The organism is Enterococcus sp. CSURQ0835 (assembly GCF_902706605.1).
Classification (GTDB): Bacteria; Bacillota; Bacilli; order Lactobacillales; family Enterococcaceae; genus Enterococcus_A.
Genome location: NZ_CACSLH010000036.1, coordinates 1 through 26,533 on the forward strand (window position 1 = coordinate 1; position 26,533 = coordinate 26,533).

Consider the following 26,533-nt stretch of genomic DNA (forward strand, 5'->3'; position numbering starts at 1 on the left):
TTCAGTTTAATAAAACGTACAATTTCTGGAATAAAAGTCATCCGCTGCGTAAGCATTTGATTTTTGGGCAATTTTGAATGAAATATAGTTTTCAGATTTTTCTGAAATTATTTGTGCAACACTAGTGCTAGTTTATCAGTAAATAATTCCGAAATAGCACATTTATTTTTAATAGAATTTTACAATAAACCTAAGGAGCTAGTTAAGGTCTTCTCTAAGGATATTGATACTCTTGAAAAAATGTATTTTTCTTCTAAAATTGATTTTCATGGAGAAATATTAATGGAAATTATTAAGTTAGATTCAACATTCTGGCAAGTTTATACAAAACAGGTAGATATAACAAATTTTCATGATACTTTTGATAAAGAAATTTTCAAAAAGGTTTGGTTACTAGATAATTATAAAGAACTGATTGATATTGCATATAAGAATATCGTTGCTCCCTTATATGATTTCTATTTTAATCATGAGAAACATGAAACATTTTTCCCAGTTGATAAAGGACAAGACTCAATTAGAAATGATCATATCAAGAGATGGGTACTGAACTTTATTAGCGATAATTCAAATGATTTTGAAGTAATAAGAAAAATATTTTCTGTATTTGTGTCAAACCAAAGTATTGAAGATAAGATTGATTATATTGCTGAATTTCTAAAATATAATAAGAATGTTGAAGATTTCAAGAAACTATCACTCAGTCCTTTATCACATTTTTGGAGTGGGAGTTATGTTCCAATTCTGGATGAGGAGATCAGATTCTGGACGACTTTATTAACTCAAAAATTTCTTATTGGATTAGAATTTATTGAAATTAAGTCATTTATCGGTGAGAGAATTAGAGCGCTAGAGGGTAGGAAAAAAGCAACGCTTCTTGAAGAATATCAAGATGATTACTTAAACCCCTGATTTACTACTGAAGAAAAAAGTTATCGTTATTCTGCCATGTGGATGAATGAATACATAACTTATATGAAACCATTGTCAGAGGAGACAGTTTTTATGAGGATGCAAAAACATAGTGAAATCCATTTTGATTCTTTTATTGATGTTGAAAGAAAGTATTTTGAAAATGAAGCAGATAGGAGGATTACGGAGAAAGTAAGTAATGAAAAAGAAACAGTTGACCAGTTGAAAAAGGTGTTTGTTAATCAGTGTATCGAACGTGCACACAAGCCTCCCACGGAAACAATGATCGAGGAATTACAAAAAACAAATAACTTTCTACAAGATGAAACGATTAGTAAACATTATTACGTAAAAAATAAATATTTAATTAGAAAAGATGCAAAAATAAATATTATTAATACTGTAGAAGATGCTATTGCTTTTTTTAGTACGAGCGCCCTCTCTGAGTTAGATGATGAAAAGGAAAGAAGTTATTTTTTTAGGGGTCATGAGAATCTAAACTTTCAAGCTATTCCGTCAATAATGAGATCAGAAAAATATTATAAAAACGAAAATGATCTATATTCAGAGCTCCAGACTGTTAGTTCAAAGAACTTTAGCAATTTAAAGAACCACTTGGAAATATTGACAGAAATGCAGCATTTTAGTTTACCTACGCGATTGCTGGATATTAGTTCCAACATATTATCTGCCTTATTTTTTTCTACAACTATTACAGATCAAAATTCGCAATATGTAGATGGGGAAGTACTTGTTTTTTCAGCGCAAAAAAAGGGAATAAAGAAATTTTCAAGTGATACTGTTGAAATCCAAAACTCTTTAGCGTTTTTACCATATGATTTGAAAAAAGAAATTCATGCTTATGCAAATAAAATATATGAGTTAGATAAAAAGCAAAGAGTAGATAAATTTAAGGAATTAAATTGTGTAAAGAAGCTAATGCACGAAGCAAGAAAATCAGGAGTATTTTTTTCAGATGTTTTAGACCCAAATGATCTTTTTGAATTTAATATATGCTTACCCTTGAAAAATAATGATCGTATTATGAATCAGTCAGGAGCATTTATTAGTTATGGATTTACAAATAAGTCAACGTTTCATAAAAAAATAGAAAAAGAACAATCGGGATATCTACAACGTTTAAACCGTAAATTTGCTTACAAGGTTAATAAAGAATTAGTTAGATATATAGTTCCTTGTTCATCAAAAGCAAAAATTCGTAAGCAATTGGAAGAAATGGGTATTAACCAAGGAAATATTTATCCAGATATAGAAAAAAGAGCGGCCTATATAAAAGAAAAGTTTAGGTAAGGATATCTATTTGAATTATTTTGTCTATTCTTAATAAGAATGAGGCGGTTAGCAACTTTCTTCCAAAGAGAGTTGCTTTTTTGTATTTTCAATTGTCTTTATTAGTGTAAAGATAATTGATCTTTGAAAATTGAATACAAAAACTACCAGTACTTTCCATTTGCAGGGAGCATTTCTCAATTACGTCATGATGAGTAATCGGAGCGATAAATAATTGAGAGAAGAATCGTCAAATTCGAGCCATGATCTGCAAATGCAATAATGATACTTCCGTAATCAAATTGGCTCGCCATCACTGGGGAGAGGTGAAAATCCTATGTGCTTTTTGACATGAGCAGCTGGTAGATAAATAAATGTTTTTTATAATTTGTAACTTATGTTTTTTCGTGAGGCGCTGACGTAGGAAAGAGAAGGCGGTAGAATGAAGACAGCCACTCGGCAAGATATTATTAAGTTGGGATTTTCACGGTATTACGCTGACAAGATCTTCAGGGAATGCAAAGCTCTTTTAGTCACTAATGGGTATTCTTTTTATCGCAATAGCAAGATTAAAAGGATACCTGTGAGTGTCATTGAAGAGGTCTTACACATTTCTTGGGAGGATGAATACTGATGAGAAGAGTTGCAAATGTGTACAAAGACGAGAAGAGAGGAACGTGGTATTTTTCCTTAACTTTGGGTTATGATCGTTTCGGAAAGAGAATTCAACCCACTAGAAGAGGATTTAAATCGCAAAAAGAAGCAAAAGATGCGATGGAGGAATTGAAAAAGAATTATTCTGATTCTCAAGAAATTTATTTACAAGGGATTACTTTTCGTGAATTTTATAAGAAGTATTTTTTTCCATGGTATAAACTTGGGACGATTGAGAAAACCTACGTAAAAACCGATAAGACTTTAAAACGTGCTTTAGCTTATTTTGGAAAAATGCAAATGGAAAAAATTCGACCGATTCATATTCAAGAGTTTCAACAATTTCTTGTTCAAGAATGTTCTGTCACGAATAAAGAAGGAAAAATACGTCCGCTTTCGAACAATTATATTAAACAGATCTTTAATAAGTTACGGATTATTTTTAAACGTGCGGTAGTTTTGGAAGTCATTGATGAGAATCCGGTAGATACTATTGGGAAAATCAGAACCCAGCGATCAGTTGTGGCATTTTGGACTGTTGATGAATTTAAGAAAGTATACAATTGTTCATATCGATGTGATTTCCAAGAAGAATTTTATAAACGGATGATGCGCTTTTTATTCGTGACAGGACTTAGAAGTGAAGAACTTTTTGCGCTACAGTGGCCAGATATTGATTTTCGTAAAGGAACTTGTAGTGTGAGTAAATCACTCTATATTCGAACAAGAACGGATTATGATTTCTCAGATACTAAGAATACTTCAAGTATCCGAACGATTACTCTAGACAAGCAAACGATAGAAGACTTAAGGGAATGGAAAGAATCTCAAAAAACGATTGGGGATGACTTGGGCTTTATTTTTACCTTTGATGGCTTACCACCATCTCCAAAGACATTTTTAGGTCGAGTAAAAAAATTAGCTGAAGTAGCTGGTGTCAAACCGATTCACTTACATGGATTACGTCATTCTCATGTGGCATTCTTGATTGAACATAATAACAATATCTATGCTGTTTCAAAGCGGTTGGGACATTCTTCTGTTAAGACAACTTTAGATAAATACGGGCATCTTTATCCCGATACCAACCAAACTTTAGCAGATGAATTTACCAAATTTGAAGTGTAATTTTTTTTGCGATTTGCTGCTGTCAAATTACTGTCACGAGCCGTTTTTAGCCGGTTTTTGAATTTTTGATGTTGATATACCGGGCTTTAGAGGCTAGTTGTCGGAATCGAAAATGGACGAGGACGAAACCAAGAAGAAATAAGGGTTTGTGACGTCTGTATAAAAATCCAATGGCAGATTTGCCCACGGTTTGCCCACGGCGCTAAAATCCGTGGGCAAACTATAGATTACTTAACGAGGTATCGCTTAGCATCTTTTCAAAGATGTCTACGGTATCTCGTTTCATTTTTTTCGTAACATGAGCATATGTGTCCATCGTAGTCGATATACGTGAGTGACCAAGCCGCTGTTGGATTTCTTTTGGTTTCGATCCATTTTCTAATAGCATAGTAGCGTGTGTATGACGAAATGAATGGAAGTTGAAGTTAACGCCAGTTTTGTTACGATATTTTTGCGTGTACCACTTAATTGAATTTGGTGTTACGGGTTTGCCGTTTTCTTTGACACAAACAAACTCAGTTTGAATATACCGTTCGCCATAGAGTAATTGATTTTCTTTTTGCTGGATCCTTGCCCTTTTCAAAATCTTAATGAGTGTTTGACCCATCAAAATTGTACGAAAAGAAGACTTGATTTTTGGTGTTCCGATCATATAGTTTTTACCATCCTGAATCATGATTTGTTCAACGGTGAGTGTTTCTTCTTCAAAATCAATATCTTTCCAGCGTAGACCAGAAACTTCGGCGCGTCGTAGACCTGTTTGAAAACTAATCATCATCGGTAGGTAGTAAGGATCATTCGGTTTTACGATTGAACATAATGTATTAAAATCTTCCATAGTAATGATTTTTAGGCCGTCACGATCTTTCCCATCTTTTTGATCGTAGTGAGGGACTGCAATGTGTTGTGTTGGGTCGATCGTTAAATATTGGTAAGGATAGACTGCCATGCCAAAACCTTTACGCAAAACCCCTTTTAAAATATCTAACGTTTGTTTGGCTAAGCCAGCATTAAATTTTTCATTTAACAAATCTTGCAGGGTGGCGGGTTTGATTACAGAAAGCCTGTAACTTCCAATCGCAGGATAAATATGATTATCTAACATACCTCGATAATTTTTTTGCGTATTTAATTTCAAGTTGACTAGTACATAATTTTTATACCAATATTCAAAATAATCGTGAACGGAAATAGTAGCAACCTCAAACACTTCGCCAGCACTTTCATATTGCTTGATGGCTTCACGCATCTTTTTCAATGCTTCATCTTTACTTTTGCCGCCATACCGTTCAATTTGTTGCCGTTTTCCATTTATTCGTGCTAATTCTAAACGGTAATACCATAGCTTGCCATGTTTTCTAACTGATCCTTTCATGTTCCACACACTTCCTTTGTTGTTTCTGAACCTACGTTCGTTTGATACTTAAATAAAAAAGGTTATTCAAGTTCTAACTCAGCGATGCCATCATTGAAAGACTCTAAAAATCCAATCTCGTTCATAAAACTCTTCCAGCTTTGCATGCCAGCTTTCACCGCTTTTCGTGAACTCTTGACTTGTTCATACGCGTTTTGCGTGACTTGTTTCCACATTTCATTTACTGCACGATCGATTTTCTTTTCAGTCCAGCGTTTTTTAGGCTGACGTGCTTTATTTTTTTCTGTTTGATAAATTGTAGCCTTATCAATAAATGTGGAATAGCCAGTTGCATTTGTTTCTAAAAACTCTTTAAATTCTGAATAGATCATAATTTCTCCCTCTTTCGAATGTATGTTCGTTTTATATTTAAAAAGAAAAGCCTAAAAAGGCTAATCTTGTTTAGACTTTATTGCCAACCATTAGTAGGGTTACGTAATCCTACACCCCACATAGCACCAGTTTCAACATTAATTACCATAGATGCGTGACTGATTGGTTTTCCATCGGGTTGTATAGTAAAAACATTTTGAGTTGCACCAGATTTGTAGCCACTTCCAATATACGCAACAGGATAGGCTTTACCATAATGCTTCATTTGAAATTCATAAACTCGTTTATATAAGTCAGTCACTTTATCAGAAGTATTTGCGCTACGTGCTGATGCTCGCCAGCCGATCCCTTCGTCACGCCAACCGACTTTTTTCAATGCGTCACGTTCACCAGCACTCAATGTGTAATGATGCGCACCAGTTTTTGCATTCGGATTGTAAAGACGATAGACAGGGATTCCGCCTACGATTGGGGTGTGCCAGCCAATGCCTTCATATTCCCAGCCTTGAGTGTATCGTAACCAATCTTTTTCGTTTTTTTCAGCAGTATAATGATGATCCCCAGCATTTGGATTATACATTCGATACACGTACATTCCATGATTAACGTCCGAGCCAACTCAGCCGATTCCTTCATGTTGCCACCCAGCATTTAAAAGGGCGTTTCGTTCGCTAAGACTTGCAGTGTAAAAGTGTTCACCACTATTTGGATTATACATTCGCTGCATGATTTCATTTGAGGCGTGACCTTCAACCGCAAAACTTGTGATACCAACTAAAAAACAAAGTGACAGACTAGCAAGAATTTTTTTCATTGTGAGTCCTCCTTTTGAATTTAATTTTGAGATACCGCATAAATAAAAGCCCAAATTAAAGAAGCTAAGACACAAATAGCTCCAAATATCAAAAAATCCAACTGCTAGAACAGTTTCTACTTTTTTTGTTTATCAGAGCGCCGATCTTTAAAAATGTCCTTTAGAACACTTTTAGTTGCAGCCGATTTTTTGAATTTTGATTCAACCTTAAATGTTGTTTGACAGTAAGGGCATTTTATAATCGTATCATCGATATAATTACTGTTCACTTCATTGATAGGAGCACCACAGTTAGGACATTTTTTTCGCTTCCATGTTTATTGTTTGCATCGGTTTCGCTTTCTTTTTTTAAGCTTTCTTGATAACTTCACCCTTTTTACTAGTAGAGGAGGTTGTTGCCGAATGTTTCGTTTCAGCGTTTTTAAGATTGTTGTATGAACAACCCGTAATTAAAAAACTACCCATCGCCAATAAACCAACCATTAATTTTTTCATTTTTTATTTCCCCTTATAATTGTTACAACAGCTTAAATATGCTGTTGTAGTTTGATTTAATTAAAAAATTGAACAGATCGTACACGACGACCTGGATTCCGAAACGTGTTCTTGTTTCCGTAGGTTCCTAAACTTGGCCCGCTAGCCACTCGAATTTGATGAGATTAGCGGAACTCAATTTTTAAGAGTACGAAAATGCCTACTTTAGGTAATTTTCTATATCATATGTTTTAACGAAACTCAATTCTTATTAAAGTGATCGTCTAAAAAGATTGATCAGATTTCATTATTCATAGTTTCAAGCCACATCCTAATCAAGATGTTTTATTTTTATAGAATTTCCAACTCCGAAAAAAATCCCATAATTATCATACTGAAATCCATTTCCATATTTCTCTTTAAAGAGTTCGATGTCTTCCTTTAACGCCTTTACTGTGATTTCAAGTTCATCAGCAACTTCCCAAGCTTCACGGCAGCCTTTATTATAAGCTTGAATCAGCATCATAGGGTGGAGAGTCAACTTGGTGGCTGTCATCATAAATGTATATTCTTTTTGGGATTTGGAATAATGATTAAGAAAATCAGTGGGGCAATTAGGAATAATATCAATTGATTAATAATAAACGCATCTGAATTAGGGTCAAAGTTAAATGGATTGCTTGTCCAATTATGCACTAATGTTCCCAAACCGTCATACTTAGAAGCCATAACAAAAACACCAATGGCTGCTAAAATATCCAAAACAATCACTATCATACATAAAATTCGTATTATTCTAAACATAGCTCTTTTCATTTTACTCACCAACTTCACTTATTGATTTACTTTTGCTTGCATATCTTCAGGCCATTTGCTAATCGCATTTAACAAATCGGTATTTTTATTCTGAACGAAAGTCATTACTTCCATTTGCTTGCCAGAGTCTAATTGATCATTTCCAGTAAGTTGTTGGATGATGCTGTTCATACCATTTATCGTTGTACCTTCGTCCTGCATGAAGTGCAATTGTTCATCTTGAGTAAAGGTGTTCGGATCTTTTGCGAACCCGTTAGCTCGATCGGTTAATTCATCATATTGTTTACTGATCTCTTCGACTTGTGCATCTAGTTCTTGATTTCCAGTTTTTGGGGGCGTCTTGTGATCAAAAACAGAAGTACTCTTTGAAGAAGCTGTAGGTGTCTGATCAGCTGCTTGTTGCTTATTTGGATTGTCCTTACTCGAACAACCCGCAATTAAAAAACTACCCATTACCAATAACCCAACCATTAATTTTTTCACTTTGTTTCCTCCTAGTTTTTCTCAAAATACTTAACTTCTTTAGTGGTATCTCATTTTAACATTGAACTTTTTAGCAATTACCTCAAATTTTGAACGACTATTGATTATAATTTATTCTGTGAGCATAAATTCAAAAAAAATACCGCTGGCTCAATGAAGAGCTTACGGTAATTTTTTGTTATTTCTCATACCCACACAACGTATAACCCTGTCCAATCGCCTCTTTTTCGCTTAACTCGCTGATCTGATGAGCATTTTTGAGTCCTTGACAGTTAGTGGAAAAGTGATAACGCCTGCCAGCTTTGGGAGCGACGTAGACACGCCGGCCGACTTGTGGTGGCTGGGTAGTGGGCGGCGTCGACGGTTCTGGTTGAGCAGGTGGTGCGCCTTCTGCATACCAAGAAATCCCCTCATCATGCCAGCCTAAAGTTTTTAATTGCTCTTTTTCCGCTGCATTTAATGTATAGTGGTGAGAACCAGCTAGAGCATTTGGATTATACAAACGGTAAAGCGGGAGAGCTGCAGATTCTGCTGAGTACCAAGCAAGTCCTTCATCGTGCCAGCCAACTTGTTTCAATAAGTCTCGCTCAGCCGCATTCAAAGTGTAATGGTGATCGCCAGCATTTTGATTGTATAAACGATAGACCGGCAGACCATGATCAGGTGCGATCCAGCCTATCCCTTCATCGTGCCAACCGGCTTGTTGCAAGCTTTTACTTTCTGCTTGATTGGCAGTGTAAAAATGTTCTGAACTGTTTGGGTTATAGAGGCGATACATGTTAGCTGCGGCAGTCGCATCTTCTGCTAGCGCAAAACTTCCGATCAATCCAAGAGCTGCAAATAGACTTAAGAATAAATTTTTAAGCGCTTTCATTTTCATCTGAAATTCCTCCTTCTTTTTTATCTTCTTAGTAACAAAGTTTAATTAAATTATAAAAGATAAACAAAGAAAAAGGAAATAATTCTACTATTCTGAGCAAAATCAGTAACAATGTCCGCCATCATCGATCGTTCGACTACTTAGCGAACGATGTCCCATCATGGAATGGTGAAACAGCAACCGCTGATTGGAAAACAAACTATAACCAGGCGAAAAGACAAAACTTTTTACATGAGTTGCGACATCAGCTAGGCCGATCACAGCAAAAACTGCACCGATAACCAAAATCAATTTAAATTTTTTATTCATCACACAAGACTTCCTTTCAAGTTTATCCTAGCATATCTTAGCTAAGATGTTAGAAAGAAGGAGCGTTAGGGTCTAAATTTTTAGATTAAAGGATAACTTTCGGTCGGTAAAAGATTAAAAAACTTGCCACCGTGATTGCTCACAGATGGCAAGTTAGTTAACTTAATAAGTGACACGCAGTAGTTGATCGACTTTTTCTTTGATCAAGTTAGCGCGTCCGTGTTGGATTGCTGGGCTGATCAAACCGATTTGTCCGCGAATGTTTTGTTGTGGATCAATCGCTACGATAAAAGGGACGATGATTTCATCTCCATTGCCCGTCGTCTTGATTATTTTTTTCAATTGTTGTTTATCCGCATCAGAGTAACTGATTGCATGGATATTGATCAAATTGATCGAAACTTTCTTTGCGAGCGCTTCTTTTTTTAACACGGGCAGGATCTCTTTACACCATGGGCACTCGGGAAAATAGAAAAAATAGATTCCTGTTTTTTGCTTGGCGAGTTTTTCAAATACATCTGGCTCATTTTGCTGGATATAATGCTGAGTGACACTGCTCGTACGTTTAGCCGGAAAGAGTCCACCGACAAAACAAATTGCTAAAAAAAAGACGAGGCAAGTCAGTAGTGTTTTCTTTTTTTGCAGCATGTTTATCGAACCCAGCCGCCATGACCGTAACAAGAGTTCGCTTTACCGCGAGCACTTGGATCGCCACTTGCAGGTGCTCCATCTTTACAATAACCCGTGATGCCACCAGCGTTAGGCGCTTGTTGTGGGGTTTGGGTAACCTCTGCAGTCTGAGCTTCGGCTTGACGCTGGGCTTCAGCAGCTTGTGCTTCGGCCTGACGTTGCGCTTCGGCTTGACGTTGTGCCTCTTGCGCTGCAGCTTGTGCCTCAGCTTGGCGTTGAGCTTCAGCAGCTTGAGCTTCAGCTTGACGTTGCGCCTCGGCTTGTTTTTGGGCTTCAAGTTGTTGCGCTTTTTCCGCTACTTTTTTTGCATTTGGCTGAATGGTAACCGTAGTAGTCTTTTTTTGGTGGTTACTAGTTGCAATCAATTTGATTTTTTTCGCTTGATCAGTTGTCAGGTGATAGACTAGCTTGAAATTACCTTTTTTATCAGCTTTGATTGTTTTGCTTGTTTCTTTTTTAGCAAAACGGATCTTCGCGTTCGGACTCGTCGTTCCTTTGATTTCAGCTGAGTCATTTGCATCAGCTTCGATTTCAGCAGGAACGACTAATTTGAATTTCTGCTTCTTATTTGCAGTATCAGACGAACTTGTTTTCTTTTTTTTCACTTCGGTTTTAGTCGCTTCCTTTTTAGTCGCCGCTTCAGTTTTAGAAACTCCCAATGTCATGAAGCCAATAACTAAAAGTGTTAGGCCAGTCAGCAACCAATAGTTCATCCGTTTAGCTGAGTGAGGTGCTACTGTATGTTTAGCAAGATAGCTGACAAAAAAGAAAGTGGAAAGACTAGCGAGTAGTACAAAAATATTCATTTCGTTTGCTCCTTTAAATTGAATTTAACTCAGCGAGGTGCTCGATAACCTGCTTGTTGCGCTTCGCTGATTGTTTTGAACCAAGCAGTTGGGTTAGTCGTTCGGTTATAATATTGACTGCCAGGTAGGTGGTAGATCCCACTGCGAGAACCTTTGATCAAGCCGTTTCCGTTAGCATCGACATAGTTTTTTTCTGTTCCAGTCGGAGAGGCTGGCCCCGTTTCAGCTGTGGTGGGGACTTGAGTTTGCTTTACTGAGGTAGCCGTTTTTGTCGCAGAATCAGCAGTCGTTTTAGTTGCTTGGATTACTTGGCTCGTCCCATCTGCATAGTTCAAGTTGACGCCTGTTTGCACATTGAAAATGTAAACGTTGAAGCTGATCTCGTTATCTGTGACCGATTGTGCCATCAAATGAACACCACGTGCTAGTAGTTCATTCCCACGAAAAATCGGGGTAACGGAATAACGTACGAATCGCTTAGCGTCTTTCATCAAATAGGCTTTGATGTCCAGCTCAAAACGCAACATTTCGGGACTGTTTAATTGCCGCGTCCCGGTGATTAAATTTTTCCAATTCGCATTTTCACCAGCTAGAGTATAACCAATCAGATGTGAACGGTTATATAAATAAGTGCCATTGATTTTTTTACTGTGCCAGCCGGTGGGTTTGACACTTGCGATCGCTTTGCGCTTAGTGGCGGGCATCAAGCTATGATTGAGCAGCGCTTCTGCGGATGTAGCACGATTCAACTGATCTAAATCGCCATATTTTTCCCAAGCACCATATTTCAGTGACAGATCACTTGGGATAAATGTGGGTGTGTTTTGATTGACTTCAATGGTCTGGGTGCCGGCGTAATCCAGTGCGGCTAATTGCGAATTAGCTTGACTTGCCGTCTGCTGAGGTTCAGCTGGCGGATTAGCTTTTTTAGCTGAGCGGCCTTGAACGGAGTTTGCTTTTACCGCTGCCCAGCTCTGGCTTGCCTCGGTTGGAAATGAGATCAATAGAGTCGTGCCTAAAATGAGTGCTAAAGCTTGCAATATAAGGGTTCGTTTATTTTTTGACTGAAATACCAACAGACAAAATAAACCGCTAACGATAAAAATCATTTTTCTCCTCCTTTTCTTAGATTTGCCGAGTGTGGCATACGCTAAATTGTATCATAATCCAAAAAAATTTAATCAAAAAAGCTAAAAAACACGATGGTTTTTTAGCTTAATTTCGTTAATTTTTTACTTGATTGCGTACCGCTTTGAATAAGAACAGACTAGCTAGCATAAATAGCATGAGCCCCAGTCCGCTGTAAACGTTTGGTTTTTCTCCAAAGGGTGGGATCGTTTTGCCGCTAGTAGCTGGTGCTGCAGCCGAGCTTGGAGTAGCAAAACTGATGGGTGTAGCAGCAGGGCTGGAACTATTTGCGGTACTTGAATTATTAGTTGTTGAAGTAGTCGCTATTTGAGTATTTTTCAACTTCTGTAGACCAGCTTGACTAGCTGCAATCGGGTCACCGATCGTCACAGTACATTGCGCCGATTGGGTTGCATCAGAAAATGAAACATTGTATTGGCCTGCTAATGAGCGATTGATCTTGTTAATCGTTTTGTCGCTGACCTCAGTGGCTAAGCGGCGTCCAAGATCTTTAGCTTGCTGTTCAGTTAGCACACTCACGCGTTCGATCTTAGTTTTTGGTAGTAAACCATTTAAATCATAATGATAAACTTCGGCATCGGGCGTGACGTAGACATATTTTGTGTCGGTGATCTTGACTTTAAGTTGACTTTTATCGCCTGTGTACGTAACGAGTTGCAGCAATTGCTCAGGAGTTACAGTTTCATCTACAGCAACGGGAAAGTTCCCATCGCTAGCCGTTAAAGTTGCGACTTCTGATTGAGAATTTTTTGTTGATTGAGTCGTGGTCGATTCAGTCGATTCGGATGACTGATTTTTAGTTTCAGCTGTGCTGAGAGTAGTTGCTGTCTCGCTTTCGGCTAAAACTGTTGGTTTCGATTGTTCCGTAGTGGTAGCCGGTTGGAACAGTACAGACTTTGTTTGGTTTCCAAGTGCAAAAATTAAAGGAAATTCAGTTGTTAATTCTGGCGAGATCGTCAAGAAAACGCGGTGCGGGTTTTCTGCAGTTGCTTCTAGCTTTGATAAACTTACACCAGCGGGAGGATCAAGTAATTGTAAAGTATCTTCTGCCTGATTTACGGTATAAGTCAGCTGAAGGACCTTGCCTGGTTCGAAGGTCGTCTTATCTTCAAGCACCGCTCCAGTGTCTAAACGACTAAGTTGCCAAGAAGCAGGTGTTGAATCTGACGCGCTAGTTAGTTCTACTGTTTGAGCAGTTTGTGAACTGGTTGTCGTTTCTGCTAAAACAGGTGGTGCAATCAAAAATCCTGATAAAATAAATAACCCAACAAACATTTTTTTCATTTCAAAACCTCCTAGTTAAAATGATAGCTCTTTCATAAAATAATTGTATCATAAGTGATTTGAAAATTTTAGTGAAAAAATGAATTCAAAAAAAGAGTACTACGTTTTTTGACGTAATACTCATAAGCAATTGAATTGCCCCTGCCAAGGTAAAATTGATTATAGCACAAAATTACATTTTTTGAATTAGTGTAACGACGATTTCGGTATCTACTAGGGCAGTTCCAGCAATCGAATTTGTTCCATCAAACGTCAATACTTTTCCAGGCGTTAGTCGGTGAGTTTCTTGGCCTGCTAATAAAGCTTCAAACTCTCCTTTGACGACTACAAAAATGATTTGATTTCCCTCGTGTGTATGGGTAGGGATCTGTTCTCCTTGTTTTAAAATCTTTTTCACGCTTCTAAAATGTTCTTCTTTGATGATCACGCCAGCGCTTTCTTTTTCTAGTCCAATCATTGTGTTTGCTCCTTTACTTGAATAGGGGACACTAAAAGTTTTTTCCTAAGATATCCAAGTCATATTTTTTTTGATCCATCTCGGCGATTTTTGGGAAATGTCCCCAACATGTGTATCCCTGTTGCCGAAATAAATTTTGGCTAGCGATATTGTGGCCGAAGACAAAAGCTAAAATCGTTTCGATTTGTAAACGATCGACTTGGGTTTCCACATAAGCTAGTGCTTTTTGCCCCAAACCTTGATGTTGAAAAGGTTGATCAAGGTATAAACTGATTTCAACTGTTTTTTGATAAGCCGGTCGTCCGTAAAAATCGCTGAGACTCAACCAGCCAGCAGGAACACCTGCTACTTCAATCAACCACAAAGGGCGTGTTTGCTGATTGTGCGCAGCAAACCAAGCTTGGCGGTCATAAACAGTCACAGGCTCCAAATCTGCGGTAGCATTACGTTTAGGAATTGTTTGGTTATAGACCGCCACGATGAAAGGTAAATCAGTCAACTTAGCTGCTCGAAAATTCAATGACACCCGCAGTCCTCCTTCCAGTTGTTAATTGAAATGATAGCCGTTTTTCAAACAGATGCAAGTAAAAATCAAAAAAAAGAAGAGCTACATCAACTGCAGCTCTCATCATTTTGTTTTTTAAAGGTCTTTGAAATTTTTTGCGACACCGTCTGGATCGAAGTGACCTAACATTTCTTTTGCTTGAGTTACCCATTCGCTAGAATCGGATTGATGTTCTTCGATGAATTTTTTCGCTTCTTCGACATTTCCTTGCTCTAACATTTTTTTGATCTGCGCTAGCAATTCTTGTTTTTCCATGAAATCCCTCCTCATCGGTTAGCTCCAGTGTAACAAATCAGTTGGATTTCGTCAGTTATGAGCTCATTGCAGTTGAGCGGCAAGTTGAGTAAGTAGGTAATAGAGTAGAAAAAAACTTGCGCAGCTTAAACAAAAAGCAGCAATGTAAGGATTAACGATAAACGGTCCGATCGTTTTTAAAGGGCCAGTCCCAGCAATAAAAAAAGTATGCCAACAAAGATTCAATAAAAATACTATGACAGCACTTTGAGTAAAGAGAAGTGAATAGCGCATAAAATCACCACCATTAGTTTTTTGTTGCTTTAAGATTAAAAAATACTCATTAAATAAAGGTGGCATTTTCATTAAATTTTTTTAAATAAAAAAGCATCTACAAGAGATACTTTCTAGTGGAAAAAGGCATATAGTTGATAGGCGTAATAAAGTAAAAAAGCTAAATTTACTAACACGGAGATCCGGATCAACCAAACCTTAAAAGGGCTATTAGGATTTTGCGAAAGTTTTCGTGTACTGCGAGAAGCTTTGGGGGTATCTGCTGTGATCGGTTTTGGCGTTTTATTTCGTAATAGCATCACCGCGACTAGATCGATCAAAAAGATCGTTTGGATCACACAACTAAAAAGGACAATAATTTGGTCGATGATAGGCAATTGGTAGATGAATAAGCCTACTGCCAAAACATCAATGACAATCGTGAGTATAAGTGACATAAAAAAGGCTCCTAACAAATTAGCAAAATAAGAATCTATCGTATTATAGCATATCTCCACGGGATAAATTGAGAAGTTTTACTAAAAAATCAAATCCATCGCTTTTTAGGATCGACTAAAGTTAAGACTAGCCAATACACTACAAAACCAAATAAAGAAATCAAGATCCAAATCATCCAACGGCGCGAAATGATTTCCGGTTCGTAATGCCGATGATTCATTAAACGATAAACACATAGAAAAGTCGGCGTTAAGGACAAGTAAACATGCTTCATTGTTTTATCGCGCCAAAAAAGATAAAAATAGCAAATACTCATCAAAATAAAAATAAAATAAATAATACTCATAATAAAATTGCCGCTTTCCATTTTCCTCATCCTTTCTGAATATTATTATAGCAAAAAGGAATAATTAATAACAAATGGAAACTGAATTTATTTTTTATTAAAAAACTATTCAATTAAATTAATGGAGTGAAGTAAAAAACTGGACGCATAAGCGCCCAGTTTTTTACTTATTGATCCGCGATCGTAGTAATAACGAAGAAGTTATGTAAGTCGTTCCGCGATTTGTGGTATTGCTTTGAAATCTCATCTAAAATCAATTGGTTGCTTTTAGAAATCATATCTTTATTATGATACAAATCTTCAGCGGTGATCGTGATTTCAAATTCTTGGCCTTTATCTAATTCCAACGGTTTGTGATAGTAACGTCCGATTACTTTTTTCATAGCAATCACTCTCCTCTAAAAGTGTTTCAAAGGTAGTACTCTTCCTTTTATTGTTATATATTACAATAATTCATCTTTAGAGGCTAACAATCTGTTCGATAACAATCGTTATGTTTTAAAGCTTGTTAAACTACGAAATGAAATCGGTTTATTTGATGACCATTACATTGCAGGGAGCATGATTGACTACGTAAGCAGTCGTGGAACCAACGAGTGTCCGCTCAATTGCATGTTTACCAGTTGCTCCGATCATAATCAAATCGATTGCGTATTTTTTAGGGATATCACTAGCCAGCGCTTTTTTAGGATTACCTACAACACAAACTAGTTCAACATTTTTAAAATCAAAAGCAGCCAGTTTATGTTCGATCTCGATCCGTGCTTCTTCTTGCAGCTCATGAAAAACTTCGCTAGCAGGCGCAGCACTATTGATCAAAACTTTGTTGTCATCTACGACATGCGCGATAAATAATTTACCAGCGTTGCGTTTAGCTACTTCAACTGCTTCCTGCAGTGCGCGATCGGATTGAGCAGAGCCATCTAAACCAACCAAAATATTTTTATAAGTTTCTAACATTGAAACCGCCTCCTCTTCTAGTCAATTCTAATACAACTAAAAATCCCAAGCAAATCAAACGACTGGCAGGACAAAAGGTTTTGTTTTCAGGTATACTAAGAAAAAAGGAGTGGCGTAAAGATGGAAGCATACAAAAATATTTTAGTACCAGTGGATGGCTCAAAACAGTCAACGATCGCGTTTCAAGAAGCAATCGAAGTCGCAAAACGGAATGATGCGCACTTGACTGTGATGACTGTGGTTGATTTTAAATATTCGGTAGGTGATCCTGCCTTTATCAATGACGCGCTTAAATTCCACTTGAACAATGCAGAGATCGAATTGGATGAATTGATCGCACAAGCGGATTTGGAAGAGGTTGATTTACAAAAAGAAATCACAGCAGGTAGTCCTAAACGAAAAATCATCGACTATGCCAAAGAACATAAAATTGATTTGATTATGATGGGATCTACGGGGACTGGTGCACTCGAACAAGTTTTAGTAGGTTCGACGACTGCTTACATAGTCAACCGCGCACCTTGTAATGTAATTGTCGTAAAAAGCAACGCCTAAAAAAACTCGCAGAAGGTCACTAGCCGTAAAAAATATTCTTAGCTAGCTTGACCTTGCTGCGAGTTTTTTGTTTGATTTTAAAGGCTATTAATATCGCAAACGAAAAAAACAGCCAACAAACCAGTACTTAAACTGTCACAAATGTTTGATTGATCAAAAGGTTATTGTCCAACAAACCAGTTTCGTCTTTCAATACTAAGGTAGCAGAGCTGGGATTGATAGCTAGCTTAACTGCTTGTCCTAAAAACATTTTTTCATATTCTGAGATATAAACGTTAAATGGTTGATTCGCCAATTGGATCGTGTAAGGTGCGACAGGTTGAGGCAGTGAGACAATCTGATATTTATCACCGATCATACAAGTCCCGCCAGCAGAAGAAAATTGATTGGAACCATCATTTAAAGTTAATAAAAAAGTTGCACCGGCACCGAGCTTGTTCGTTAAGTAGTGTTGGGCAGCTTCACTGATCGTTAGTTTCATTTAGCAGACCTCCTAATTTTGAAAAAACTGTCTTTATCATAGAACGTAAATTTCATTTTGGGAACTAATTTGTTTATATAGCATAATTTTGGTCAGATCTAGTCGAAAAAAGGAGCTAGACAAATCGCATGTCTAACTCCCGAATAGATTTAATTGGCATGTTTTAATTGGCTAGCTAATTTAGCCAATGCTAATTTTTCGACTAGTCCGGCATCATAAGTCAAGCCAGAATATTCATCTAAGAATGAGCTGAAATGGTCACGGTCAGGACTCATATTTTTAAAACCGATCACTAAGCGATGGAGATGATCTTCTAATGTATCTAGATGTTGCTCATCAATATAAGATTCAAGGTCGCTGATCGAACTATTGCGGATATAATTACTTGAGACCTTCAAAGCTAATTCTTCATGTTGTTCACGGGTGGCTTTTACCATATTGTTCACTCCTTCAAATAATGACTAACGAAAAATAACGCTACTTGCTTTAACTGTCTTCATTATAGTAATAAATCACTCTTTAAGCAAATAACACGTTTTGGAAGCGGTTTGGTAAAAAATAAGTTTTATTGTAACACGGCGGCTGCTAAAGCTTGTTGGATTGCAATGATATTTTTATCTTTTCTAAATTGTAGACTCTCTGCTGGAAGTTCAGCGCTTGAGATCCAAATTTTTAGTTCAGCATCTAAATCAAAATGCCCACTTGTTTCAACTGAAAAACGTGAAATAGAACGGTAAGGGATCGATTTGTAGTCGACTTTCTTACCCGTCACGCCTTGTTTATCGACGATGATCAGTCGTTTGTCTGTAAAGACGACTAAATCTCGGACTAACTTAAAGGCGAGATCGACTTTTTCTGTTGCGATCAAGACACCTTGTAATTCTTTTTCAACTGTTTCATTATTGTGCTGGGTAGCATTTCCCATTAAACCATCAAATAAACCCATGTTGATTCCTCATTTCTATTAATTTTATCCTTGGGGAGCATCAAATCATTGCGCTTTAGTTGAGCGACCTTTTTTTGTTTCGTTTTGTCGTCTAAGTTCATCGATTGCGGCTTTAGTGACAATGTATTCTTTACCAAATTTTCTAATTGATCCGGTTGGAAACCGGTTAGGATACTTGGCGTAGATCTGTCGAATGTAACTACGCTCCTTGCCTAAGATTTCAGACGCTTCAGCACCAGTATAAATTTCTAATTCATCTAAATTCGTCATCATATTCTCCTTATTTAAACCAAATCAGCCAAATGATTAAACCGATAAATATAATCCAACTAACTAAGACTTTCCAATCAAATGGAATTCTTTCTATTTCAAATTTCCAGCGGCCTTTTTTCCATATTTGTTTTTCGCCTATTTTCATTATTGAGTATGTGATACGTTACAAGCAGTAGAAAAGTAAGTGAAAACTGATTCTTTTCTAACTTATTTAAAGCGAGACTAGATTCAGTAGCAGCATGACGCTAGAGGACGACTCAGTTTGAAGCTACACTTTTTATGCCTAGATCGCGTATCTTGCTCCTTTCGTTTAGTTTTAAGAACCAGTCTTATATCTATAGAACACGTTAAACTAGCTAAAGTCAATATGGTTAAAGAAATTAGACGAATATATGGCAACTCATTCGAAAAGTAGAGGGATCAATTAATGACAACAGAAAAAATCAAACGAACTAGCAAGTTGATCTCACTATTTGATCTAGGTGCATCCGCTACTGGTCACATGCCAATTTGGTTACTCGCGGTACTAGCCACGATCGCGTTGGACTAGTTAAGACTTACGATTTCGTAGAGTTTGACGAAAAAAATGAGTCAGCAAAGGAGATCTGACTTAATGCCTTGGAAGATTATAACGATCAAGAAAAAGGCAAAGCAAAAGGATTCAAGGAGGTTTATGATGACAACTATTCGAAGACTTCTATAGCAACTTCAAGCCGCCTGAAGTGATGACATTCAATAAGGAGAGAGATCACGCCACAAGTGGTGACCACGTTTATTCAATTGCATCAGCAAGAACTAACACGCTATCAGTGTTTGATATGTATATATGAATCAGTTTATTGATAATTATCAAGATGCCCATGAAGAACATGCCTACGTTTTTTCAAAGGATAAAAGTTTGATTCATGTTGAGGGAACTCCAACAAGTATTTTCTTTTCCGGTGTAAGTGATGATCAATTGAAAGATTCTGTGATTATTCATAATCATCCTCAAGATGGGGAGTTTATTGGTGGATCATTTAGCGATGCAGATTTGAAATTACTTTTAGAAAAACAACCAGCAGAGTTATATGCGATTGATGAACAATTCATCTACAGAGTTTGGTATACTGGTGATGAGAAAAAATTTGATCAGGAATTATGGCAGTCTGGCTTTAATAAAGCAATTGATTTACGGCTAGCAGAAGGTCGGTGGGGAACCCTTGATGAGAAGCATGACATCATGCAAGTACTTGCTAAAGATTGGAGTGGAATCCATTATGGGCGACAACGAATATCTGAAAAAGGCTCGTGAGTTAAATGCGGAATACGTTAGAAAATATAGAATTCTGCAAAAAAAATATTCTGATTATAGAGGATTGGATGGTCCCTTAGCGGTAGAAGGAAGGAGACTTTACAGGGAACTGGCAAACAAACAGGTTGCCCTAGCAAAAGAATATGGAGTAAAATTAAAAACTATAAAATAGCATCTAATCAATCAGATTAGGTGCTATTTTTATACCCAAAATCAAAGGAGCGGATGATTATGTTTACCCAAACAGTCGCACCGTTGCCCTTAGTATTGATTGATGATCAGACATTGCAGCTTAGATTACATTAGAAGAAACCACCGGATCGAACCAAGTTAATCCATCAGGCAGATAGTGCCGGATTGGATGGTGATCCAGTATCTCGTTAGCCGCGTGAAGGCAAGTAATCTTGTGAGGTGTGCAGATGCTTAAGAGTATAATTATTAGCGGAGTAAGATATGACATTATTGAAATTGAAACAGTAGACAAGGATCCTCTAGCAATATTTAGCGTAATTTTCTCTATCTCAAGATCTGCTTCTTTCAATTACTATTTGAGGTAAATCTAATTTTATTAGTACTTATGAGATTTATTACATCCAACAATATCCTCAATTTACATCTACTGCTACTAATGTGTATGATGATGATGCCCGTTTTATTATTATTAGTAAGACTGCTGCTGATTTGAGGTATTTTAATTGGAATGAACAAGAATTGATATACCGACCTGATCAAAAGTTTGTTGTTACAGATAGGTATTTAAAAAACGGTAAGCCATATATTGAAATGAGGGAATTCGATGAATGATCGAAAAAAAGAATTACCACGCTGGGCAAAAGAGCCCCAAAAAACGGTAACTATTTCTAAAGGGAGTCCCACGCCTGAACAAGTGAAACGGGATGAAAAATTTAAGAATGAGTTTAAAAAACTTATGGAAGAAAAAAAATAGCACTCGCCTTAATCTTGGACGGGTGCTATTTTTATACCCAAAATTAAAGGAGCGGATGATTATGTTTCTTAAAACAGTTGCACCGTTGTCCGTAGTATTGATGATCAAACGTTACAGTTAAGTGGTACGACGCCATATGTATTTTTCAGGATCGACAGACATGAATTAGCGCGAGTTCAAGGAAAATAGACCAATCGAACTGATGTCGGTAGCGCTGGCGTGGATTTTGACGGTAGTACGCCAAAAGCGTTACTAAACTATAACTTCACCGTGATGTTCCCAGCTAAAAATCGAGCTGGTGATGACAGCGTAGTGAAACTGACTTTTTCAAATGAGTTTAGTTTGCCACAAGTAAGTGCTGGTTACTTGAATAAAACTAAATCATCTTATAGAATGCCCCCTCCTCAGTCTTAATCGGTTGAGGTGTATTTGTTATTTTATAAAGTATTTTTTGTATTAGGGGGAGTCAAAAGAGGAGTCAGAAACTTTTCAAACGCAAAAAAATAACCACTCCATCCTTCGAAAGAGTGATTATATCAAGGGTTAAAGCGTAGTTGGGATAGCAGGGCTCGAACCTGCACTTACCTGATTCAGAGTCAGGCGCCTTACCAGTTTGGCCATATCCCAATGAGAACGTTAAAAATAATAGCATTTATTTTTAAATTCTTCAAGGGATATGCTCGTTTTATTTCTTGGCACTTTGTTTTAATGCGGCTAAAACAAGATCACCATCCGCAAAACCTAAGTCAATCATCAAAGATTCATTTTCAAAATCCAATTGGAGTTTGATCCCATTAAGCTTTTTCTTACCCGAAAAGTTTTTACAGCGGTAAAGATTGTAGCGATAGGCTTCTTTTCGACTCAATGCGTATAATAAATTGCCTGAGATTCCGTAAGCCGTTAAGCCTTCTGTTTTACGAAAATTTTCGTATTTATGGAAGCCGATAAAGCTAAAAGTAAAATTTGTTTTTGGAAAGGCCTGTGTAAAACGTTCAAATAACTCAGTCCCTTTCGTTTCTTTGACATTAAAATTGACGTGGTGTTGTTGACTGAACCGATAAAGTTCGGGTGCTGTATTCATAAACTTCCATCCTTAACTAAATTTTACCGCTGTGCCATATGCGACGACTGATTGCATATCAGCACCGATCGAGCCAGAATCAAAGCGCATCATGACGACTGCATCGGCATTCATTTTTTCAGCGTTTTCTTTCAAGCGATCGATCGCTTGTTGGCGGGAGTCTTCTAACATTTCAGTATAAGCTTTGATCTCGCCGCCGACAATGCCTTTTAGTCCTGCTCCAATATTTTTGACTAAATTACGTGATTGGGTTGTCAACCCAAAAACTTCTCCTAATACTTCATATTCTTGGCCAGGGATTTTTTCTGTGGTGGTCACTAACATAATACTCATCCTTTCTGTTGGAAAAATTGTGGGATCGAAAATGCGATCAAGACTAACCCAAAAACTCGTAGCAAAGCCATCACGCTATTAAACGGATTGGTCAACAAGATCAAGCCGACGACGATCATGAGCACACTAAAAATCAACCAGCTGCGACTGCGGGTCACTTCTCGTAATTCCCAACTGACGACTAGCTGCTGAATCCCTAACAGTAAGGTGATGAGTCCAGCTGCAAAAGGTAAGAAACTGATCAGTGGGTGAGAAAATAGTAATAAGAAGGTAGCGATCACGATTAAGATTAAACCGCTTGTTAAATTTGACCGCAACTCAACGGGAGCATGGCGATTTTTGAAAGCTTGCAGCAATTGCCATAAGCCTTGGATCAATAAGTACAAGACAATCAAATATATGACGGTATTGAATACTAGCCGAGGCGCAATCAACGTAACGATCCCTAATAAAAAATAAACGATCCCGTTTAAAAAAGCATATTTTTGCCAAATCGGTGAATAGCGCATCTGAATCTCCTTTCTTTCATATTGTAATCTGTAAATTCCTTCGTTATAATCGTTGAAACTATGTTTATTTTATCACAGTGGGATTACAATTTTTACGCCGGTGCTTCAAACTCCTAAAAATTAAACTAAGAAGGTAATTTTTTGACGATAATGACTATCATTTTAGCCGTTTTTACGGTAGTTTTATATCTGTTCTTACTCAGTGTTCGACGGGCGATCGTCTTGCCAGTCTATCGCAGTAAAAGCCGATTTTTTGTTTTTATTTTATTAGCAAGCTTGCTTGGTATGTTGGCGCTGACTCAGCCGTTAACGCTGGATCAAAGAATCCGCTTGGGCTGTTTAGCCTTGTTAGTATTGAGTTTTTTGTTAGATAAAACTGGTTTTACTGAAGAAGAATTAATTTTGCTGAGTTTAGACCTAAAGGGGATTCCTTTAGATGAGATCGAACGAGTTGTTTTGTTTCAAGATGAGGATACAGGATTGGTCAAACTGAATTTTTTTAGGGACGATCGTCGTGGACCGTTATTGAAATTCGATCGTTCAATTGAAGAAATTGTTATTTTTTTAAGTACCCATTTAAAAAAGGGAACTCGTTTAGAAGTAGTGACGAAAAAATAGGAGGCTATATGAAGAAATTTACATTAGGTTTAGTGATGTTAGGCGCTTTTGGGGTAGCAGGTTTTGCCCAAACAAGTCAGGCAAGCGAGATGTATCGCCTGTATAACCCCAACAGTTCGGAACATTTTTATTCATCCAATGCGGTTGAAAAAGATATTTTGACGAACGTTGGCTGGTATGATGAAGGAATCGGATGGCAAGCTCCTGATAGCGGGACAGATGTTTACCGCTTGTATAATCCAAATGCTGGTGATCATCATTACACAACAAATGCTGCAGAAAAAGATGTTTTAGTTGGTAAAGGTTGGAAATTTGAAGGTGTTTCATGGCACTCGGCTGCTGAAAATAAGTTGCCAGTTTATCGGGTCTATAATCCGAATGCAAAAGGTGCTGGAGCCCATCACTATACACTAAGTGCTGGTGAGCGAGACAGCTTAGTCAGTCGCGGATGGCAAGCAGAAGGAATTGGTTGGTACGCAGAAGGGCAAGGACGACCAGCTAGTGACTATGCTTTATTGAATGCACCATTTATCGATCAGATGGAAGCGGGTATGCCAATGGGGTGTGAAGCAGCCTCATTATTAGAAGCGATGAAGACAAAGGGTTATGCTCAAAACTACCAGCTAAGTCAATTCATTAAAGAAATGCCACTAGCAGCTAATGGCAATCCGAATGACGGATTTGCTGGACGTCCAGATACGATCATGCCTGGAACTTATCAATCGATTTTTCCAAAACCATTAGCACAATGGGGTAGCAAATATGGAAAGACAGCTGATTTGACTGGTACTTCGACGGAAGGATTGAAAAATCAATTACGTAAAGGCAACCCGGTCGTGATTTTTGTAACGCTGGATTTCCAAAGTCCGACATTTGGGAATTATTTCTGGGGAACTGGTATCAACAACGCTCATGTGATGACGTTAGATGGTTTTAACAATAAAGACAATACGTATCATGTTTCTGATCCTTATCGTGGTCAGTACTGGGTGGAAGGCGCGAAGTTTGAAGCCAGTTATAACTTGAAAAAATTTGCAGTAGCGGTACAGTAAACAGTCTGTGCGCTAGTTTATATTCAAAAAGGAAAAGTCACAGTGAGGGATCGCTGTGACTTTTCCTTTTGCTAAATAAAAAACGAGAGCTCTCATTGTGAGAACTCTCGTTTTAGTTTTCTTAGTGAATCACACGGAAGCGTTCGCCGTCATCTAAGAATTCTTTTTCACCAGCAGCAGCTTCTTTTGAACCGAAGACTAATTGTGAACGTAATTGCCAGCTAGCTGGAATATTCCATTCTTTAGCAACTGCTTCGTCGATAACTGGATTGTAATGTTGTAAGTTAGCACCAAGACCAGCTTCTTCTAATGCTACCCAAGTATTAGCGGTTGCGATCCCGTTTGATTGTTCTGCCCAGTCAGGGAAGTTATCTGCATATAATGCAAATTGTTCTTGCAAGTTTTTCACGGTTTCAGTTTCTTTGAAGAAAAGAACTGTTCCGTAACCGGCTTTGAAACCAGCGATTTTCTTTTGAGTATTAGGGAAAGCTTCAGCTGGTGTCAATGGTTTCAACGCAGCTTCTACGATGTCCCATAATTTTTCGTTGGCATCACCGAATAAAACGACGATCCGTGGAGATTGCGCATTGAATGCGGTTGGGCTGTATTTGACAGCGTCTTGGATGATTTCTGTGATTTCATCTTCTGATAAGTTAACGTTGCGTCCTAATGCGTAGATTGAACGACGATTTTTCAAAGCTTGTAAGAATTCTGACATAGTAGTTACCACCTTTTTTTAATTGATTACGAGTGTTACTATATCACCTTACAAAAAGTAAGTAAAGAAAAAAGCTTACTTTTTTTCAGTAAAATTTTATGAGCTCAATAAAACAACTGCAAATCGACTACTTTTTTTCTTGAGTATGGTAAACTTAAAGTACTGAAAATAATGGAGGATCTTGCATGAAATCAAAAGAGATAATCAAAACGGTCTTATATTTTGTGATTTTAGCCGCTATTTTGATCGGTTTACGGACCTTTGTTTTTACGCCGGTAGTTGTGAAAGGCGATTCGATGGACCCTACACTGATCGATGGTGAGCGAGTGATCGCGTTAAAAAATACGGAGATCAAACGATTTGATATCGTAACGTTTCCGGCTCCGGATGATCCGGGAAAAAATTACATCAAGCGAGTGATCGGCCTACCTGGTGATACAGTTGAGTATAAAGACGATCAATTATTCATCAATGGTAAAAAATACAGCGAACCGTACTTGGAACAATATAAAAGTGAGCTGACAGACGGCCAGCCACTAACGAATGACTTCGACTTAAAAGAATTATTCGGCCAAACTAAAATTCCAACCGGCCAGCTTTTTGTATTAGGTGATAATCGGCGAATCTCAAAAGATAGCCGCATGATCGGAATGATCGAGAAGAAAAATATTATGGCAGATGTCAAATTTGTTTTTTGGCCGATCAGCCGTTTTGGAACGATCGACTAGCTTTGTGCTAGTCTCAGACTGTAGACAAAAGATTCATAGAAGGTGTAGAAATCCAATTTCTACGCCTTTTTTGTACGCTCTACTATATGTAAGTTCAAAAAAAGCCAAAAAAATAAAGGCCTACTGCCTTTTGTATAACCAGGTTGCTAGTTTTTTTAAATTCATGGCAGCCGCAACAAGCATCGTATGCACGGTGACTTTTTCCAAGCCTCGATACTTTGTCCAGCGCATCCTATGCTTTTCTTTCATATCTGCGAACTCACGCTCAA

Annotated in this window: 40 protein-coding genes, 1 tRNA gene and 1 pseudogene; 12 read left to right on the plus strand and 30 right to left on the minus strand. The window is 37.5% G+C overall.

The genetic code is table 11. The annotated features are described in order from the left end of the window. Nucleotides 1-282 precede the first annotated feature (282 nt). From GVJ38_RS12170 to GVJ38_RS12185, 4 genes are all read left to right on the plus strand, one after another. Complete coding sequence (locus tag GVJ38_RS12170) at nucleotides 283-912, plus strand: hypothetical protein (RefSeq protein ID WP_143353060.1); 630 nt, start codon at nucleotides 283-285, stop codon at nucleotides 910-912. Nucleotides 913-1,005: 93 nt separating this feature from the next. Then, nucleotides 1,006-2,223 carry an FRG domain-containing protein gene (locus tag GVJ38_RS12175; protein WP_159723427.1) on the plus strand — a complete coding sequence of 406 codons (1,218 nt, stop codon included), beginning with the start codon at nucleotides 1,006-1,008 and terminating at the stop codon, nucleotides 2,221-2,223. A gap of 421 nt (nucleotides 2,224-2,644) precedes the next feature. Further along, nucleotides 2,645-2,836, plus strand: a complete 192-nt coding sequence (locus tag GVJ38_RS12180; RefSeq protein WP_016171849.1) for a DUF3173 domain-containing protein — start codon at nucleotides 2,645-2,647, stop codon at nucleotides 2,834-2,836. Then, complete coding sequence (locus tag GVJ38_RS12185) at nucleotides 2,836-3,984, plus strand: site-specific integrase (protein ID WP_159723428.1); 1,149 nt, start codon at nucleotides 2,836-2,838, stop codon at nucleotides 3,982-3,984. Before GVJ38_RS12180 ends, GVJ38_RS12185 begins: the two co-directional genes overlap by 1 nt. A gap of 220 nt (nucleotides 3,985-4,204) precedes the next feature. Here GVJ38_RS12185 and GVJ38_RS12190 read toward each other — a convergent pair whose 3' ends face one another. The 20 genes and pseudogenes from GVJ38_RS12190 to GVJ38_RS12285 all read right to left on the minus strand — a co-directional run bounded on the left by GVJ38_RS12190 (nucleotide 4,205) and on the right by GVJ38_RS12285 (nucleotide 16,730). Beyond that, complete coding sequence (locus GVJ38_RS12190; protein ID WP_159723429.1) at nucleotides 4,205-5,359, minus strand: tyrosine-type recombinase/integrase; 1,155 nt, start codon at nucleotides 5,357-5,359, stop codon at nucleotides 4,205-4,207. Between the two features lie 62 nt (nucleotides 5,360-5,421). Further along, on the minus strand, nucleotides 5,422-5,730 hold the full coding sequence (locus GVJ38_RS12195) for a hypothetical protein (protein WP_159723430.1): 309 nt from the start codon (nucleotides 5,728-5,730) through the stop codon (nucleotides 5,422-5,424). A gap of 77 nt (nucleotides 5,731-5,807) precedes the next feature. Beyond that, nucleotides 5,808-6,545 (minus strand): annotated as a pseudogene (locus GVJ38_RS14205) (hypothetical protein). 348 nt (nucleotides 6,546-6,893) lie between these two features. Beyond that, nucleotides 6,894-7,040, minus strand: a complete 147-nt coding sequence (locus GVJ38_RS12205; protein ID WP_159723431.1) for a hypothetical protein — start codon at nucleotides 7,038-7,040, stop codon at nucleotides 6,894-6,896. 310 nt (nucleotides 7,041-7,350) lie between these two features. After that, the gene (locus GVJ38_RS12210) at nucleotides 7,351-7,578 is read right to left on the minus strand and encodes a hypothetical protein (protein WP_159723432.1); all 228 of its coding nucleotides are present in this window, start codon (nucleotides 7,576-7,578) and stop codon (nucleotides 7,351-7,353) included. Further along, on the minus strand, nucleotides 7,575-7,835 hold the full coding sequence (locus GVJ38_RS12215) for a hypothetical protein (protein ID WP_159723433.1): 261 nt from the start codon (nucleotides 7,833-7,835) through the stop codon (nucleotides 7,575-7,577). Before GVJ38_RS12215 ends, GVJ38_RS12210 begins: the two co-directional genes overlap by 4 nt. Nucleotides 7,836-7,853: 18 nt before the next feature. After that, nucleotides 7,854-8,318: a hypothetical protein gene (locus GVJ38_RS12220; protein ID WP_159723434.1), complete on the minus strand. Its 465-nt coding sequence runs from the start codon at nucleotides 8,316-8,318 to the stop codon at nucleotides 7,854-7,856. 178 nt (nucleotides 8,319-8,496) lie between these two features. After that, the gene (locus GVJ38_RS12225; protein WP_159723435.1) at nucleotides 8,497-9,198 is read right to left on the minus strand and encodes a hypothetical protein; all 702 of its coding nucleotides are present in this window, start codon (nucleotides 9,196-9,198) and stop codon (nucleotides 8,497-8,499) included. 102 nt (nucleotides 9,199-9,300) lie between these two features. Next, entirely contained in the window at nucleotides 9,301-9,507 is a 207-nt protein-coding gene (locus tag GVJ38_RS12230) for a hypothetical protein (RefSeq protein WP_159723436.1), read from the minus strand. 162 nt (nucleotides 9,508-9,669) lie between these two features. Then, complete coding sequence (locus GVJ38_RS14430) at nucleotides 9,670-9,939, minus strand: hypothetical protein (RefSeq protein ID WP_327785603.1); 270 nt, start codon at nucleotides 9,937-9,939, stop codon at nucleotides 9,670-9,672. Between the two features lie 218 nt (nucleotides 9,940-10,157). Further along, complete coding sequence (locus tag GVJ38_RS12240) at nucleotides 10,158-11,003, minus strand: hypothetical protein (RefSeq protein ID WP_159723438.1); 846 nt, start codon at nucleotides 11,001-11,003, stop codon at nucleotides 10,158-10,160. Between the two features lie 29 nt (nucleotides 11,004-11,032). Then, nucleotides 11,033-12,112 (minus strand): DNA/RNA non-specific endonuclease, encoded by a 1,080-nt coding sequence (locus GVJ38_RS12245; protein ID WP_159723439.1) that lies wholly within the window; start codon nucleotides 12,110-12,112, stop codon nucleotides 11,033-11,035. A 115-nt stretch (nucleotides 12,113-12,227) separates the two neighbouring features. Beyond that, nucleotides 12,228-13,436, minus strand: coding sequence for a hypothetical protein (locus GVJ38_RS12250; RefSeq protein WP_159723440.1), 1,209 nt, complete (start codon nucleotides 13,434-13,436; stop codon nucleotides 12,228-12,230). 172 nt (nucleotides 13,437-13,608) lie between these two features. After that, on the minus strand, nucleotides 13,609-13,893 hold the full coding sequence (locus GVJ38_RS12255; protein ID WP_159723441.1) for a cupin domain-containing protein: 285 nt from the start codon (nucleotides 13,891-13,893) through the stop codon (nucleotides 13,609-13,611). 31 nt (nucleotides 13,894-13,924) lie between these two features. Next, on the minus strand, nucleotides 13,925-14,419 hold the full coding sequence (locus GVJ38_RS12260) for a GNAT family N-acetyltransferase (RefSeq protein ID WP_159723442.1): 495 nt from the start codon (nucleotides 14,417-14,419) through the stop codon (nucleotides 13,925-13,927). A gap of 114 nt (nucleotides 14,420-14,533) precedes the next feature. Further along, nucleotides 14,534-14,713 (minus strand): hypothetical protein, encoded by a 180-nt coding sequence (locus GVJ38_RS12265; protein ID WP_159723443.1) that lies wholly within the window; start codon nucleotides 14,711-14,713, stop codon nucleotides 14,534-14,536. Between the two features lie 386 nt (nucleotides 14,714-15,099). Then, nucleotides 15,100-15,423 (minus strand): hypothetical protein, encoded by a 324-nt coding sequence (locus GVJ38_RS12270; protein WP_159723444.1) that lies wholly within the window; start codon nucleotides 15,421-15,423, stop codon nucleotides 15,100-15,102. 89 nt (nucleotides 15,424-15,512) lie between these two features. Then, entirely contained in the window at nucleotides 15,513-15,791 is a 279-nt protein-coding gene (locus tag GVJ38_RS12275; RefSeq protein WP_159723445.1) for a hypothetical protein, read from the minus strand. Between the two features lie 146 nt (nucleotides 15,792-15,937). Beyond that, nucleotides 15,938-16,153 (minus strand): hypothetical protein, encoded by a 216-nt coding sequence (locus tag GVJ38_RS12280; protein WP_159723446.1) that lies wholly within the window; start codon nucleotides 16,151-16,153, stop codon nucleotides 15,938-15,940. A 148-nt stretch (nucleotides 16,154-16,301) separates the two neighbouring features. Continuing rightward, nucleotides 16,302-16,730 carry a universal stress protein gene (locus GVJ38_RS12285; protein WP_159723447.1) on the minus strand — a complete coding sequence of 143 codons (429 nt, stop codon included), beginning with the start codon at nucleotides 16,728-16,730 and terminating at the stop codon, nucleotides 16,302-16,304. Between the two features lie 120 nt (nucleotides 16,731-16,850). On the opposite strand from GVJ38_RS12285, the gene GVJ38_RS12290 reads away from it, so the two are divergent. Then, nucleotides 16,851-17,285, plus strand: a complete 435-nt coding sequence (locus GVJ38_RS12290) for a universal stress protein (protein WP_159723448.1) — start codon at nucleotides 16,851-16,853, stop codon at nucleotides 17,283-17,285. Nucleotides 17,286-17,412: 127 nt separating this feature from the next. Here the strand turns inward: GVJ38_RS12290 and GVJ38_RS12295 are convergent, their stop codons facing one another. The 4 genes from GVJ38_RS12295 to GVJ38_RS12310 form a co-directional block, all read right to left on the minus strand. After that, nucleotides 17,413-17,766, minus strand: a complete 354-nt coding sequence (locus GVJ38_RS12295; protein ID WP_159723449.1) for an iron-sulfur cluster biosynthesis family protein — start codon at nucleotides 17,764-17,766, stop codon at nucleotides 17,413-17,415. Between the two features lie 149 nt (nucleotides 17,767-17,915). Then, complete coding sequence (locus GVJ38_RS12300) at nucleotides 17,916-18,203, minus strand: hypothetical protein (protein WP_159723450.1); 288 nt, start codon at nucleotides 18,201-18,203, stop codon at nucleotides 17,916-17,918. A 128-nt stretch (nucleotides 18,204-18,331) separates the two neighbouring features. Then, nucleotides 18,332-18,712 carry a PH domain-containing protein gene (locus GVJ38_RS12305; protein ID WP_159723451.1) on the minus strand — a complete coding sequence of 127 codons (381 nt, stop codon included), beginning with the start codon at nucleotides 18,710-18,712 and terminating at the stop codon, nucleotides 18,332-18,334. 45 nt (nucleotides 18,713-18,757) lie between these two features. Further along, entirely contained in the window at nucleotides 18,758-18,982 is a 225-nt protein-coding gene (locus GVJ38_RS12310) for a helix-turn-helix domain-containing protein (RefSeq protein ID WP_159723452.1), read from the minus strand. 430 nt (nucleotides 18,983-19,412) lie between these two features. On the opposite strand from GVJ38_RS12310, the gene GVJ38_RS14405 reads away from it, so the two are divergent. The 4 genes from GVJ38_RS14405 (at nucleotide 19,413) to GVJ38_RS12325 (ending at nucleotide 21,225) form a co-directional block, all read left to right on the plus strand. Further along, a complete protein-coding gene (locus GVJ38_RS14405; protein WP_268839988.1) occupies nucleotides 19,413-19,535 on the plus strand; it encodes a hypothetical protein in 123 nt (40 codons plus the stop codon). A 276-nt stretch (nucleotides 19,536-19,811) separates the two neighbouring features. Further along, nucleotides 19,812-20,279 (plus strand): hypothetical protein, encoded by a 468-nt coding sequence (locus GVJ38_RS12315; protein ID WP_159723453.1) that lies wholly within the window; start codon nucleotides 19,812-19,814, stop codon nucleotides 20,277-20,279. Continuing rightward, a complete protein-coding gene (locus GVJ38_RS12320; RefSeq protein WP_159723454.1) occupies nucleotides 20,245-20,451 on the plus strand; it encodes a hypothetical protein in 207 nt (68 codons plus the stop codon). The genes GVJ38_RS12315 and GVJ38_RS12320 overlap by 35 nt, the downstream gene beginning before the upstream one ends. Before the next feature lie 624 nt (nucleotides 20,452-21,075). Beyond that, nucleotides 21,076-21,225 (plus strand): hypothetical protein, encoded by a 150-nt coding sequence (locus tag GVJ38_RS12325; protein WP_159723162.1) that lies wholly within the window; start codon nucleotides 21,076-21,078, stop codon nucleotides 21,223-21,225. Nucleotides 21,226-21,779: 554 nt separating this feature from the next. Here GVJ38_RS12325 and GVJ38_RS12330 read toward each other — a convergent pair. The 4 genes from GVJ38_RS12330 to GVJ38_RS12345 all read right to left on the minus strand — a co-directional run bounded on the left by GVJ38_RS12330 (nucleotide 21,780) and on the right by GVJ38_RS12345 (nucleotide 23,148). Then, nucleotides 21,780-21,852, minus strand: a tRNA-Gln gene (locus GVJ38_RS12330). 58 nt (nucleotides 21,853-21,910) lie between these two features. Then, the gene (locus GVJ38_RS12335) at nucleotides 21,911-22,306 is read right to left on the minus strand and encodes a hypothetical protein (protein ID WP_159723455.1); all 396 of its coding nucleotides are present in this window, start codon (nucleotides 22,304-22,306) and stop codon (nucleotides 21,911-21,913) included. 12 nt (nucleotides 22,307-22,318) lie between these two features. After that, nucleotides 22,319-22,630 (minus strand): heavy metal-binding domain-containing protein, encoded by a 312-nt coding sequence (locus tag GVJ38_RS12340; protein ID WP_159723456.1) that lies wholly within the window; start codon nucleotides 22,628-22,630, stop codon nucleotides 22,319-22,321. Between the two features lie 5 nt (nucleotides 22,631-22,635). Further along, complete coding sequence (locus GVJ38_RS12345) at nucleotides 22,636-23,148, minus strand: HdeD family acid-resistance protein (protein WP_159723457.1); 513 nt, start codon at nucleotides 23,146-23,148, stop codon at nucleotides 22,636-22,638. Nucleotides 23,149-23,298: 150 nt separating this feature from the next. Between GVJ38_RS12345 and GVJ38_RS12350 the strand changes: the two genes are divergently transcribed. Continuing rightward, the gene (locus GVJ38_RS12350) at nucleotides 23,299-23,766 is read left to right on the plus strand and encodes a hypothetical protein (RefSeq protein ID WP_235032894.1); all 468 of its coding nucleotides are present in this window, start codon (nucleotides 23,299-23,301) and stop codon (nucleotides 23,764-23,766) included. An 8-nt stretch (nucleotides 23,767-23,774) separates the two neighbouring features. Then, on the plus strand, nucleotides 23,775-24,818 hold the full coding sequence (locus GVJ38_RS12355; RefSeq protein ID WP_159723459.1) for a C39 family peptidase: 1,044 nt from the start codon (nucleotides 23,775-23,777) through the stop codon (nucleotides 24,816-24,818). Nucleotides 24,819-24,939: 121 nt separating this feature from the next. On the opposite strand, the gene GVJ38_RS12360 is transcribed toward GVJ38_RS12355, so the two are convergent. After that, nucleotides 24,940-25,536 (minus strand): nitroreductase family protein, encoded by a 597-nt coding sequence (locus GVJ38_RS12360; protein ID WP_159723460.1) that lies wholly within the window; start codon nucleotides 25,534-25,536, stop codon nucleotides 24,940-24,942. Between the two features lie 185 nt (nucleotides 25,537-25,721). Here GVJ38_RS12360 and lepB point away from each other — a divergent pair, with 185 nt between their 5' ends. Further along, the gene (gene lepB, locus GVJ38_RS12365) at nucleotides 25,722-26,264 is read left to right on the plus strand and encodes a signal peptidase I (RefSeq protein WP_159723461.1); all 543 of its coding nucleotides are present in this window, start codon (nucleotides 25,722-25,724) and stop codon (nucleotides 26,262-26,264) included. Between the two features lie 120 nt (nucleotides 26,265-26,384). On the opposite strand, the gene GVJ38_RS12370 is transcribed toward lepB, so the two are convergent. Then, nucleotides 26,385-26,533: transposase (locus GVJ38_RS12370; RefSeq protein ID WP_235032895.1), on the minus strand; the 149-nt coding region annotated here is incomplete at its 5' end.